At 49.2% G+C, this 13,138-nt stretch carries 16 protein-coding genes; all 16 read left to right on the plus strand.

Going from position 1 to position 13,138, the window contains the following annotated elements; translation table 11 throughout:
* Window positions 1-21 precede the first annotated feature (21 nt).
* The gene (locus M0651_RS15620) at window positions 22-525 is read left to right on the plus strand and encodes a flagellar hook assembly protein FlgD (RefSeq protein ID WP_248552673.1); all 504 of its coding nucleotides are present in this window, start codon (window positions 22-24) and stop codon (window positions 523-525) included.
* On the plus strand, window positions 522-902 hold the full coding sequence (locus tag M0651_RS15625) for a TIGR02530 family flagellar biosynthesis protein (RefSeq protein WP_248552674.1): 381 nt from the start codon (window positions 522-524) through the stop codon (window positions 900-902). Before M0651_RS15620 ends, M0651_RS15625 begins: the two co-directional genes overlap by 4 nt.
* A 90-nt stretch (window positions 903-992) precedes the next feature.
* Window positions 993-1,817 carry a flagellar basal body rod protein FlgG gene (gene flgG / locus M0651_RS15630; protein WP_248552675.1) on the plus strand — a complete coding sequence of 275 codons (825 nt, stop codon included), beginning with the start codon at window positions 993-995 and terminating at the stop codon, window positions 1,815-1,817.
* 76 nt (window positions 1,818-1,893) lie between these two features.
* Entirely contained in the window at window positions 1,894-2,118 is a 225-nt protein-coding gene (locus tag M0651_RS15635) for a flagellar FlbD family protein (RefSeq protein WP_068786047.1), read from the plus strand.
* Window positions 2,115-2,588 carry a flagellar basal body-associated FliL family protein gene (locus M0651_RS15640; RefSeq protein WP_248552676.1) on the plus strand — a complete coding sequence of 158 codons (474 nt, stop codon included), beginning with the start codon at window positions 2,115-2,117 and terminating at the stop codon, window positions 2,586-2,588. The genes M0651_RS15635 and M0651_RS15640 overlap by 4 nt, the downstream gene beginning before the upstream one ends.
* Window positions 2,589-2,631: 43 nt before the next feature.
* A complete protein-coding gene (gene fliM, locus M0651_RS15645; RefSeq protein ID WP_248552677.1) occupies window positions 2,632-3,633 on the plus strand; it encodes a flagellar motor switch protein FliM in 1,002 nt (333 codons plus the stop codon).
* The gene (fliY, locus tag M0651_RS15650) at window positions 3,620-4,855 is read left to right on the plus strand and encodes a flagellar motor switch phosphatase FliY (RefSeq protein ID WP_248552678.1); all 1,236 of its coding nucleotides are present in this window, start codon (window positions 3,620-3,622) and stop codon (window positions 4,853-4,855) included. Before fliM ends, fliY begins: the two co-directional genes overlap by 14 nt.
* Before the next feature lie 27 nt (window positions 4,856-4,882).
* Window positions 4,883-5,248 (plus strand): response regulator, encoded by a 366-nt coding sequence (locus tag M0651_RS15655; protein ID WP_248552679.1) that lies wholly within the window; start codon window positions 4,883-4,885, stop codon window positions 5,246-5,248.
* 8 nt (window positions 5,249-5,256) lie between these two features.
* A complete protein-coding gene (locus M0651_RS15660) occupies window positions 5,257-5,787 on the plus strand; it encodes a FliO/MopB family protein (RefSeq protein ID WP_248552680.1) in 531 nt (176 codons plus the stop codon).
* Window positions 5,784-6,551: a flagellar type III secretion system pore protein FliP gene (gene fliP, locus M0651_RS15665; protein ID WP_248552681.1), complete on the plus strand. Its 768-nt coding sequence runs from the start codon at window positions 5,784-5,786 to the stop codon at window positions 6,549-6,551. Before M0651_RS15660 ends, fliP begins: the two co-directional genes overlap by 4 nt.
* A gap of 44 nt (window positions 6,552-6,595) precedes the next feature.
* On the plus strand, window positions 6,596-6,865 hold the full coding sequence (fliQ, locus tag M0651_RS15670; protein ID WP_059045330.1) for a flagellar biosynthesis protein FliQ: 270 nt from the start codon (window positions 6,596-6,598) through the stop codon (window positions 6,863-6,865).
* 12 nt (window positions 6,866-6,877) lie between these two features.
* Window positions 6,878-7,666 carry a flagellar biosynthetic protein FliR gene (fliR, locus tag M0651_RS15675; protein WP_248552682.1) on the plus strand — a complete coding sequence of 263 codons (789 nt, stop codon included), beginning with the start codon at window positions 6,878-6,880 and terminating at the stop codon, window positions 7,664-7,666.
* 14 nt (window positions 7,667-7,680) lie between these two features.
* On the plus strand, window positions 7,681-8,772 hold the full coding sequence (flhB, locus tag M0651_RS15680) for a flagellar biosynthesis protein FlhB (RefSeq protein WP_248552683.1): 1,092 nt from the start codon (window positions 7,681-7,683) through the stop codon (window positions 8,770-8,772).
* A 21-nt stretch (window positions 8,773-8,793) separates the two neighbouring features.
* A complete protein-coding gene (flhA, locus tag M0651_RS15685) occupies window positions 8,794-10,830 on the plus strand; it encodes a flagellar biosynthesis protein FlhA (RefSeq protein ID WP_308195522.1) in 2,037 nt (678 codons plus the stop codon).
* Window positions 10,827-12,245, plus strand: coding sequence for a flagellar biosynthesis GTPase FlhF (gene flhF, locus M0651_RS15690; RefSeq protein WP_248552684.1), 1,419 nt, complete (start codon window positions 10,827-10,829; stop codon window positions 12,243-12,245). The genes flhA and flhF overlap by 4 nt, the downstream gene beginning before the upstream one ends.
* On the plus strand, window positions 12,242-13,129 hold the full coding sequence (locus tag M0651_RS15695; protein ID WP_248552685.1) for a MinD/ParA family protein: 888 nt from the start codon (window positions 12,242-12,244) through the stop codon (window positions 13,127-13,129). Before flhF ends, M0651_RS15695 begins: the two co-directional genes overlap by 4 nt.
* The last annotated feature ends 9 nt before the right edge of the window (window positions 13,130-13,138 follow it).

A 13,138-nucleotide genomic window follows, 5' to 3' on the forward strand; every position in this document is an offset into this window, starting at 1 on the left:
TAGCAGAAAGGAGGTACCTCCGTGGCTGATACGTATTCACCTTCTGTGATGTGGCCGAATTACTCGCAGAATAATGTTCAGAAGGCAAGCACGAAAACGAACGAAATGGGCAAAGATGCTTTTTTAAAACTGATGATGGCCCAAATGCAAAATCAAGATCCCTTGTCCCCGATGGACAACACACAAATGGTCGCTCAAATGGCTCAGTTTTCCTCGGTGGAGCAGTTGACCAATATTTCCGAACAACTTTCCGCTTTAGGCCGGTCCTTAGGTAATGATTCCGGACTAATCGGGAAACAGGTCACTTGGGTCAGCTCGACGAAGACAGGGAATTATGATGTCTCAACAGGTCAATCCGAAGTCGTTGTTGAGAAGGAAAGCGGCATCGTGGATTCTATCGTTGTTCGTGACGGTATTCACTACGTCAAGGTGGGAGATAAGGAAATCAAAATCTCCGATATCGAACAAGTTGGTGATCCTGCCGAAGAAACCGATGGAGCTGGTCTAGGAGCGAACCCATCATGAACGAGCCGATCCGGGTAGGGCAGCTGTATACGGGAAGAATCGGGCCTAGCGCGCTGACGCCGAACAAGACCAATCCGACGAACACGACGGGAACCAATTTCAAGGAAATGCTGGAAGATCGACTGGTCCATTTCAGCAACCATGCGGTGAAACGGTTGGAACAACGGGGAATTGAACTGCAGCCAGAACAGCTGAATAAGATCGAATCCGCAATAGATAGTGCTGCAGCAAAGGGAGCGAAGGATTCCCTGATATTGCTGAAAGATATGGCCCTTATCGTCAACGTGAATAATCGTACCGTTGTTACCGCGATGGATGGAAGCAGCATGAAAGATAATGTATTTACTCAAATCGACAGCGCGGTTATCATCTCTTAATATGGCTGGACCGGTTACGGGAGCCAATCGGCTGCGGATCGACTGAAGCGGCCGAAGCAAGAAATTTATCACTGGGAGGAATGAGAACACATGTTAAGATCTATGTATTCTGGCGTTTCCGGGATGCGCGGTTTTCAAACCAAGCTGGACGTCATTGGCAATAATATTGCGAACGTAAATACGGTAGGCTTCAAATCTGGACGCGTGATGTTTAAAGATATCATGAGCCAGACAGTATCTGGGGTTACCGCCCCGGCTGACGGTGAATCCGGTGGCGTCAACGCCAAACAAATCGGTTTGGGGGTATCCATCGGCTCCATCGATACGTTACATACCGGCGGCAGCGCGATGACGACGAACAATCCGCTGGATTTGCGGATTGATGGTGACGGATTCTTCCTTGTGAAGCTGACGGCGGATCAAGAGGTGCCTTTCCTGACTCGTGCGGGGGACTTTCATTTGGATGCAGCAGGCCAGTTGGTCACTTCTGACGGGTTGCTAGTATGTAACAGCGACGGTGATGTGATTGAGCCGATCGATTTTGAAGCGGTAACCGCCTTTACGATCGCTTCTGATGGAACGATGATGTTGAAAAACGCCGAAGGTGGTACAGAGCCAGGAGCCATCATCGGGGTGGCTAGAGTCACTAACCCGGAAGGCTTGGAAAAGGTTGGAGGCAACCTTTACCGGGTCTCCCTGAATGCGGTGGCAGATGGGGAATTGGCTTATACGACCCCGAATAATGCGGAAGCCGGGACCGGCGCTCTCGTATCCGGTCAGTTGGAGATGTCCAACGTGGATCTAACGGGCGAATTCACTGAAATGATCGTAGCTCAGCGGGGCTTCCAAGCCAACTCGCGGATCATCACCACCTCTGACGAAGTGCTTCAGGAAGTTGTGAATCTGAAACGTTAAGCGAAGGGTAGCCGGGGAAAGGTAACCCTTTCCCTGGCTGTTCCCCCCGCTTCCTTGATCGCTTAGGAGGGAAATCATGATTTCTGTAACTCGCTTAAACGGTTCTCAGATGTGGCTGAACGCCATCATGATCGAGACTGTAGAAGAAACACCGGATACTTACGTCACCCTGATCACAGGGAAGCGTATTATCGTGCTGGAGAAGGCGGCCGAGGTCATTGCGATGATCCAAGCGTATTATCGGGAGATCGGCATCCACGCAGCAACTATTAAAGTGCAACAAACGGAGGAATGGTCATGAAAAAAATGCTGCCTTGGCTCATTACGATATTGCTTGCAATTACTTTAATCGTATTGGCCGCCTTCCTGCTGGTGAATCAAATGAACAAACCCGCACCTGGTACCGAGGTAAATGCTGCTGTAAATAGCGTAGCCGAGCCGGAGAAATTATCGGTGGATGAGATCGTGAAGGTCACTTCAACGATCGATGACATCAAAACCAATTTGTCCGAGCCGGATTACGTTGTGGTGATCGATTTTGCTTTCCAATTGGATAATGAGGTTTCCAAGGAAGCTTTCGACAAAATCAAGGACTACAAAATTAAACCCATTATCATTAAAACGTTGGCGGATACCAAGCCGGAGGAATTGACAGGTGCTTTGGGGAAAGACAATCTAAGCTCCAAATTGCTCAACCTGATCAACAAATCACTGCCAGAAGGGAAATTGATTCAAATCGATATTACCGACTTCATCATGACGACAATCTAATTAATATCGAACGAATACGGATTTTTCTAAGGGGGTGAGATGTTTGGTTGATGTGTTGTCGCAGAACGAGATCGATGCGCTGCTTGCTGCGTTATCGTCGGGCGAAATGGACGCCGAGGAACTGAAAAAGGAAGAGACGCAGAAGAAGATCCGCTCTTATGATTTTAAGAGAGCGGTGAGATTCTCCAAAGATCATATTCGGAGTTTGACCCGGATTCATGAGAACTTTGCCCGTTATCTCACCACCTATTTTTCAGCTCAGCTGCGCACGTTCGTGCAAATCAACGTAGTACAGGTTGAGCAGCTTCCTTACGACGAATTTATTCGCTCCATTCCGAAAATGACGATTCTGAACATTTTTGAAGCGGAACCGCTTGAAGGAAGAATGGTGCTAGAGGTGCATCCCAACGTCGCTTTTGCCATGCTGGACCGGCTATTGGGCGGCCTAGGAGCAGCACCTTCGAAAATCGGAGCGCTAACGGAGATCGAAACCATCATCATGGAGCGGATATTTAGCCGAGCCTTCGAAAGCTTGCAGGAAGCCTGGAAGACCATCGTGGATATTAACCCGCGAATGGAGGGGCTGGAAACCAATCCTCAATTTATGCAAATCGTATCGCCGAATGAAACGATTGCACTGATTTCGCTTAGCACAAAAATCGGGGATACGTCAGGAATGATTAACTTATGTATTCCACATGTCGTTATCGAACCGATTATGCCTAAGCTTTCGGTTCACCACTGGTTTGTCTCCCAGAAGAAGTCGCGTGCTCCTGAAGAGGTCGATGCGCTCCGTAACCGGGTGAACAAAGCCAAGCTGCCGATCATTGCGGAGCTGGGTGAATCGCAGATCACCATCCGCGAATTCCTGGGTTTGTCCGCCGGTGACGTGATCTCATTAAACAAACCCGTTCAAGAAGGACTGCAAATCCGCGTAGGGGACAGATTGAAATATATCGGAAGCCCCGGAACGATCAAAGATCGGATTGCGATCCAGATTGATGAAATTGTCAGCGAAGGAGTTGAGGAACTTGACGAGCAATGATTACTTGTCCCAGGAAGAGATAGACGCTTTGTTAAAGCAAGCCAATCAGGATACGGCTCAAGAGCCGACCATTAACGATGTACTGACGCCTTTGGAGCAGGACGCTTTGGGAGAAATCGGGAACATCACGTTTGGCAGTGCGGCTACGGCGCTATCCACTCTCTTGAACAAAAAAGTGGATATCACAACGCCAAAGGTCTCCGTCATTACGCGGGCCCAATTTGAAGCCGAGTTTCCTAAGCCGCATGTGGCCATCCATGTGGAATATGTGGACGGATTTGAAGGGATGAACTCGTTAGTCATCAAGACGAGAGATGCCCAAGTCATTGCGGACTTGATGCTTGGCGGCGAAGGAAATCCCGAAGAGGGAGAATTAAACGAAATTCATATTAGTGCGGTACAGGAAGCTATGAACCAAATGATGGGCTCGTCGGCGACGTCGATGTCCACGATTTTTAACCGGTTCGTCAATATCTCGCCGCCAGGTATCGATATCCTGAATATGTCTGACGGGCATGGACTGAACAGCTTGCCGGAAGCGGATCCGCTCATCAAGATTTCCTTCCGTTTAACGATCGGAGATTTGATCGACTCCACGATTATGCAGCTGCTCACGGTTAAGTTTGCTAAAGAGATGGTGGACAGCCTGATTAGCGGTTCGTCTTCGGAACCCAATACAGGCGCGAAGGAAACTGCTGCAGCAGCCGCGCCGCCAGCGCCGCCAGCTGAGCCTGCACCCCAGGCGCCAGTTTACCATCAGCCTCCGGCACCTTCTCAGCCGATGCAGCAACCGCCAATGCAAGAGGGATATGGTTACGGGCAACCGGCGCCTTATGGATATCCGCCTCAAGGTCAGCCTTATAGCGAACCGCATCACTATGGTACAGCACCAGGACGTAATTTGAATGTGCAGCCTGTACAGTTCGCCAATCTCGGAAATCCATCCTTTGGTCATGTGGACGAAAATAATTTAAACTTACTGATGGACATACCCCTTAAAGTCACCGTAGAATTAGGTAGGACCCAACGGCAAATCAAAGATATCCTGGAGTTATCCCAAGGCTCCATTATCGAGCTGGACAAGCTCGCCGGTGAGCCCGTGGATATTCTGGTGAATAACAAACTGATCGCTAAGGGCGAGGTTGTCGTCATTGACGAAAACTTCGGCGTACGCGTCACGGATATCGTAAGCCAGTGGGACCGCATTCAAAAATTACAATAGTAGAAGTTTAGGGAGGATTTTATATCAATGGCTAACCGAATTCTTATCGTAGACGACGCAGCATTTATGAGAATGATGATCCGGGACATCTTGACGAAAAACGGGTTTGAAGTCGTGGGTGAAGCGCAGGACGGAGCACAAGCGATCGAGAAATTTAAAGAGCTTCGCCCGGATCTGATCACAATGGATATTACGATGCCTGAAATGGACGGCATTGCCGCGTTGAAAGAGATCAAGAAGCTGGACCCGAACGCGAGAGTGATTATGTGTTCCGCGATGGGACAACAAGCGATGGTTATCGATGCGATTCAAGCCGGAGCAAAGGACTTTATCGTGAAGCCTTTCCAATCCGACCGAGTGATCGAAGCGATCAACAAGACGCTTGGAGTGTAGGGTAAGCGATGAATAATTCTCAGGAGTTTAATTCTGGGGACGTCAACCTTTGGGGGAACTTGTTTACCGTCATCGTGGTGCTTGGCCTAATCATTGCTTTAATCGTCTTACTGGTTCGTTTTCTTGGCAAAAGGAACCGGTATTTGTCCCAAAGCCGCGCGATTCGTACTTTGGGAGCCATTGGCCTCGGACCGAACAAATCCCTGCAAGTGATTGAAATCGGGGGGAGTATCTATCTTGTCGGTGTCGGTGAGGATATTTCCCTGGTGGATAAAATATCCGGGCCGGACGAGGTAGCCTTGCTGGTGAATGCCTTCGAAGAAGAAGGAGCGGAATTTGCCGGATTGTCGTCGACTTTATCCGGCTTGATCTCCCGTTTTCGCAAAGAACCACCTCGAGAGGAAGAGGGACTTGACGGAGTCGCATTCCATGAGGTGTTTCAATCGCAACTGCGGAAGATGCCGGACCGGAAACGGCAAATGGAGGAATTATTGCAGGATCCGGAAGAACAATCTACAGATCGGTCGAGGGATTCATGAAGAGAAAATTGTTGATTGTCAGCTTGATGCTGACGTTATGGAGCCTATTTGCGGTCTCCATCGCATCGGCCGAACCGGTGGACCCGATTCCGAACATCGGAATTCAAATCGGAAATTCAAGCTCGGGCGGAGCGTCAGGTACCAGCTCGTTGTCGATCATCTTACTGATCACGGTACTGAGCATAGCGCCGGCAATTCTAGTGCTAATGACAAGTTTTACCCGAATCGTCGTCGTTTTGGGGTTTGTCCGCACCTCCTTAGGAACACAGCAAATGCCCCCGAACCAGGTGCTGATTGGACTAGCTTTGTTCCTAACGTTATTTGTAATGAGCCCAACGCTCTCTACCGTCAACGAGGTAGCGGTTCAGCCTTATATCAAAGGGGAAATCACCCAATCCGAAGCTTTGGATAAAGCCGCGGTTCCGATGAAGAAGTTCATGTACTCGCATACGAGAACCAAAGACCTTCAGCTGTTTATGGGTTATACCAAAATGGAAAAGCCTAAAAGCTACGAGGACATTCCACTTTCGGTCATGGTGCCCGCTTTTGCCATCAGCGAACTTAAAACGGCGTTTCAAATGGGCTTTATGATTTTCATCCCATTTCTGATTATCGATATCGTTGTTTCCAGCGTGCTCATGGCGATGGGGATGATGATGCTACCACCCGTCATGATCTCACTGCCGTTTAAGATCTTATTGTTCGTGCTGGTGGATGGCTGGTATTTGATCGTCAAATCACTGTTAGTCAGTTTTAACACCTAGGAATAAGGGAATCGGTTCAGATTCAGGGAAGGAGAAAGCGGTTTATGAGTTCGGAATTTATTATCGGTTTGGCCGGACAAGCCGTTTACACCGTGTTGAAGGTCAGCGCGCCGATGTTGTTGATCGGTCTCGTGGTGGGGCTCTTGGTGAGTATTTTTCAAGCGACGACCCAAATTCAGGAGCAAACGCTTGCCTTCGTTCCCAAAATCGTTGCGGTTTTAGTCGCTTTACTGTTGTTTGGTCCTTGGATTTTAACAACGCTGGTGGACTTTACTTATGGAATTCTAAATAACCTATCTAGTTATATCGGTTAGGTCGTCTTATTTATGGATACTTTATTGCACGGAATTTCTACTTTTATGCTTATTTTTTGTCGAATGACAGCCTTTTTTGTAGTTTCACCGATATTTTCATCTCGAACGGTGCCGAATACATTTAAGGTTGGTTTCTCAGGAATGATTGCGGTTGTCATTCTGTTGACGATTGGTCCGAATCAAGCGTTGCCTAACGATTTGGGGTACGTGTTGTTCATTTTACGTGAGGTGCTGGTCGGTCTGCTGATGGGATATGTCGCGAATTTAATCTTTTCAGTCATTCAAATGGCCGGGTCCTTTATTGACATTCAAATCGGCTTCGGGATTGCGAATGTGATCGACCCCATGACCGGAGCAGCGGCGCCTGTTCTAGGAAACCTGAAGTACATCATTGCTACGTTGATGTTCCTTAGCATGAACGGACATCACTATTTGCTGGATGCTGTCATACGAAGTTATAACTGGATCCCCTTGTCGAATGATCTGTTCCAACAAATTTACAATGGGGATTTGCCCGAATTTCTCGTTCAAACCTTCAGCCAGGCGTTTTTGTTGGCATTCCAAATGTCCGCTCCACTTGTGGTGGCCTTATTTGTTACCGACGTAGCGTTAGGGTTTTTGGCTCGAACGGCTCCGCAATTCAATATTTTTGTCATCGGAATTCCGGTGAAGATCATTGTAGGTTTACTTGTCTTGTTGGTACTGGTACCTGGATTTATCGTTGCGTTTCAATCTTTGTTCGAGGTGTTGTTCCGTGCGCTGCATGATCTGCTCGGTGCGATCGGACAAAGGCCGAAGTAGGATGGAGGATCGCTATGTCATATCGGTATTCGCTTGATCTGCAGCTGTTCGCCGGTGAAAAGACGGAAAAAGCGACTCCGAAAAAACGTCAGGACGCCCGTAAGAAAGGTCAAGTGGCTAAAAGCCAGGAGCTGTCCGGGGCCTTACTTCTGATGGCTGGTTTTTTATGTCTGACAGCCTTCGGCGGTTATATCAAGGAACGGTTGGTCAGCCTGTTCGTCGATGTGTTCTATAACCGATTGTCGATGAACGTAACGCAAACCAACGTGATGACCATGATGGGGGATTACGCGGTACAAGTGCTATTGCTGCTGGCTCCAATTTTCTTGGTCGTTGTGGTAGTGGCTGTTGTTGCGAACTATGCACAGATCGGTTTCCTGTTTATTGGAGAGCCGCTCAAAATGAAGTTCAGTAAGCTAGATCCGATCAAAGGCTTTAAAAACATCTTTTCGATGCGATCAATGGTCGAATTTCTCAAGACGCTGTTCAAGTTGCTGATTATTGGATATCTTGTCTATTCAACGATTTGGGGATACCGTGGAAGTTTATCCGCTCTGGGGCATTTGTCGGTGGATGATACGTTTCATTTTACCGCCCAGTTGACGATGAATTTGGGGATCAAAATCGCAGCTGCCTTAATTGTACTCGCAGCCCTGGATTATTTGTATCAACGGTATGAACATGAGAAGAACCTAAAAATGTCCAAACAGGACATTAAGGATGAATACAAGAAAATGGAAGGCGATCCGATCATTAAAGGGAAAATTCGGGAACGTCAGCGGCGAATGGCACTGCAGCGGATGATGCAGGAAGTGCCGAAAGCCGACGTGATCATCACCAACCCGACGCATTTCGCGGTTGCTTTGAAGTACGATGGATCCGCAATGGATGCCCCGCAGGTCATCGCCAAAGGGCAAGACTATGTGGCGCTCCGCATTAGAGAAATCGCCAAGGAACATGGCGTAATTACAATGGAAAATAAGCCGCTGGCACGGGCGTTGTTTCAACGAACCGAAATCGGGGATACGATTCCCGCGGATTTGTTTCAAGCTGTCGCCGAAGTGTTGGCTTACGTATACCGGATCAAAGGCAGAGCCAAATCATAATGGGATCGGAGGGGAACTAACGTGAAGAAATTTAAAGACCTATTTGTTCTGGTTGGCATAATTGGCATCGTCTTGCTGATGATCGTTCCGATCCCGACTTGGCTGCTGGATATTTTGCTGATTATCAATATTTCGTTAGCACTGATTATTTTGCTTGTTTCGATGAACACCAAGGAAGCCCTGCAGTTTTCGATCTTTCCGGCAATGCTGCTGATCACGACCTTATTCCGTTTGGCGTTAAACGTGTCGACCACCAAGCTGATTCTGGGACAGGCCAAAGCCGGCCACGTGGTGGCCACCTTCGGTTCATGGGTTTCTCACGGGGAACCCGTTGTCGGTTTTGTCGTCTTCCTGATTCTCGTAGTCGTTCAGTTTATCGTTATTACCAAAGGCTCGGAACGCGTGGCCGAGGTTGCAGCGCGGTTTACGCTCGATGCGATGCCAGGGAAACAAATGAGTATCGATGCCGATTTGAACGCGGGACTCATTAACGAGCAGCAAGCGCGTGAGCGCCGCACCAAAATTGAACGGGAAGCCGATTTCTACGGCGCGATGGACGGTGCGAGTAAATTCGTAAAAGGGGATGCCATTGCGAGCATCATCATCCTCCTGATCAACCTGATCGGGGGCTTTATTATCGGGATGACGATCCACGGCATGCCGTTTGCGGAAGCCCTTTCGACCTACTCGCTTCTGACGATCGGGGACGGTTTAGTCAGTCAGATTCCGGCATTGCTGATTTCTACGGCGGCGGGTTTGATCGTAACACGTGCTTCCTCGGAAGGGAATCTGGCGGACGATATTACGGGGCAGCTGTTTACGTATCCGAAGCTGCTTTATATCGTAGCCGGGACCATTGGCCTGCTCGGGACGTTTACGCCAATCGGGATTTGGACAACTTATCCCTTTGCCGGATTAATGATTTTTGCGGCCCTCAAGATGCAGAAAAATATGGACCGCCGGCAAATTGAGCAGGAACAACAAGAGGAGGAGCAGCAAATCGAAGAGGTACGCAGCCCCGAGAGTGTTATTAATTTGCTGCAGGTAGATCCTATCGAATTCGAATTCGGATACGGACTTATACCGCTGGCGGATACCGGGCAAGGCGGCGACTTACTGGACCGAATCATCATGATTCGACGCCAATGTGCCCTTGAGTTAGGTCTGGTCGTTCCGGTCATCCGAATTCGCGACAATATTCAACTAAAACCGAATGAATATGTCATCAAAATTAAAGGGAATGTCGTAGGCGGCGGTGAATTATTACTTAATCACTATTTGGCCATGAGTCCAGGGATGGATGACGATACGATAACAGGTATCGAGACCCGCGAACCTGCGTTTGGTCTGCCAGCCCTTTGGATCGACGAAACAACCAAGGATCGGGCGGAATTGTCCGGTTATACCGTGGTTGATCCGCCATCCGTGGTGGCCACCCATTTGACGGAATTGATCAAGAAACATGCGCATGAGCTGCTTGGTCGTCAAGAGACCAAGGCCCTGGTCGACAATCTTAAGGAGAACTACGCTGTTCTTGTCGACGAGTTAATTCCGTCGGTATTGTCGATTGGTGATGTGCAGAAGGTACTGGCCAAATTGTTGAAAGAGAAGATTTCGATTCGCGACATGGTGACGATTTTCGAGACGCTGGCGGATTACGGAACTTATACGAAGGATCCAGAAGTGCTGACCGAATATGTCAGACAGGCGCTCTCTAGACAAATTACGCAGCAGTTTACCCAACCGGGTGAAACGATGCGCGTCATCACCGTAGGACCTACTCTAGAGAAGAAGATCGCCGAAAGCGTACAGCAGACGGAACAGGGTAGCTATCTGGCGCTGGATCCGGCGTCAACGCAAACGGTGTTCCAGAAGCTAACGGAGCAAATCAACCGTTTGGTGCAAACGGGCCATCAGCCAATTCTGCTCACCTCGCCGACAATCCGGATGTATTTGCGGCAGGTCATCGAGCGTAGCATGCAGGATATTCCCGTATTATCCTACAGCGAGCTGGAACCGAATGTTGAAATTCAAAGTGTCGGGGTGGTGAATTTATGAGAGTGAAACGGTATATCGTCGACACAATGCCTGACGCCATGTTGAAGATCCGCAGCGAACTAGGAGCGGATGCCGTCATCTTGAGTACGAAAGAGATGAAGATTGGCGGTTTCCTCGGCATGTTCCAGAAGAAGAAGATTGAGGTGATCGCCGCTACGGAAGGGAACGCGGCGCCTGTACCGAAGGGAAAATCGGCCGCCATGTCGGTTCCCCCGGTTAAGCCGCAGGCACCCGCCCCGGTCGCTCGGCAAGCCGTACCGGAGGCTTATCGGAAGACGTCGCAGTTGGCACAGCCAGCGGCTTCTTCTCAAGTTGCGGCAACATCCTCCACATTGACAGCAATTGGTTTACAAGAGAGGGAGGAGCCGATCATCACCCCGATTCCTCCCGTAACGAAGCCGCAAGCTGACGTACCGGAAATGCGCCAAACTCCAGTAGAGACTGCGCCGAATCCGACGTCAGCCCGGTTGGAGGCTGCAATTCAGAAGGCTGTCGCACAGGAACCCACCTCGGCTCTGCCAATACATGATTCGACGAAGGAAGAGCACTTGCTTGAAGAGGTCCGGCAAATGAAGATGTGGATCAGCCAGCTGGCCAAGAAGCAAGGCGACAGCCGCGAGATGCCAGCAAGTTTGCAAGCCTTTCAACAGCAGCTTATAAACCAGGAAGTGAGTTTGGAGCTCGCAGAGAAGTGGATCGAAGAGATCTATGAAGCCTGGCTAAGCTCTGGCAAGACCTTAAGCGATGAAGAAATAGGAGCGAAGCTTAGCGCAATTGTCAGCGACTTTTTGAATGACCGCATCGGAATGGGAATTGGCGATAACACGAGAATCGTTTACATCGCAGGACCTACAGGTGTGGGGAAAACGACTACCATTGCCAAGCTCGCTGCCGACCAAATCTTCCGCTTACACAAGAAGGTGGGGTTCATCACAGCGGACACCTACCGGATTTCGGCCATCGAGCAACTGCGAACCTACGCTTCTATCTTAAATGTTCCACTTGAGATTGTGCAGTCTCCCGGTGATGTACCCCGCGCGATGCAACGGTTGGAGCACTGCGACCTGATCCTGATGGACACCGCAGGAAGGAACTATCTGAATGAACTATTCGTGGCGGAGTTACATAGTTTGCTTGCGCCATCGGATGTCAGCGAGACGTATCTCGTCCTGAGCTTGACCTCCAAAACACAGGATATGAAACGGATCACCGAGCATTTTAGCAAATACAACTTGGATAAGGTGATTTTTACGAAACTGGATGAAACGGAAACAGTAGGCTCGATTTATAACCTGTTAAATGAGTACCCTCTGAAATTGTCATTCCTGACCAACGGTCAAAATGTACCGGATGATTTGCTGCAGGCTGACGGAGAGCTGCTGGTTCAAATTCTGCTGGGAGAATGGAAGCCATGAGCGACCAGGCCCAAGCACTCAGACAACTGGTATCGTCACACGTAGGCTCAACAGATTCAAAAGTCCGCAAAGGATCCGCCAGGATTCTAACCGTTAGCAGCGGCAAGGGAGGTGTAGGCAAATCCAACTTTACCTTAAATTTTGCCTTAGCTCTAAAGTCTTTGGGACGCAAAGTATTGCTCTTCGACGCTGATATTGGCATGGCGAATATCGACGTCTTGATGGGCGTCAGACCGAGATACAATTTGTATCACTTGTTAAAGGGAGAGAAGGATATAACGGAAATCGTGGAGCTGGGCTCGCATGCTTTACCTTTTATTGCGGGTGGCTCTGGACTAGCTGATCTCTTCTCGTTATCCGAAGGCGATCTGAATTATTTTACGTCACAGATTGAGATGATCTCAGAGGAGATGGATTTTATCCTCTTTGATACCGGAGCTGGATTGTCTAAAGAAACGCTCAAGTTCATCACCGCGGCCGATGAGTGCCTGGTTGTCACAACGCCGGAGCCGACCTCGATCACGGACGCGTATGCTTTGATAAAGGTCGTACACGGTATGGAGACGGAAGTGCCGTTTCGGTTAGTGATTAACCGGGTCTCGGGGGAGCATGAGGCCAAACAGGTCGCCGATAAAATTTCGCTGGTCGCGGGGCGTTTCCTTGATATGGATATCCCCACGCTTGGCTATCTCAGCGACGATTCGCATGTGATGCAGGCGGTCAAGAAGCAGGTTCCTTTCTCCATCGCTTTCCCCGGTTGCTCGGCAGCGCGCGACATTCAGCGCTTGGCTTTGGCTTATCTGGATGTTCCGCAAACCAAGTCGAGGGATACTTTATCGGGAATCAAAGGATTTATGCATAAATGGTTAAAGCTAACAAAATGATTCTTCGTG

Origin of the sequence: Paenibacillus mellifer (assembly GCF_023195895.1) — a bacterium.
GTDB classification, from domain to species: domain Bacteria; phylum Bacillota; class Bacilli; order Paenibacillales; family Paenibacillaceae; genus Fontibacillus; species Fontibacillus mellifer.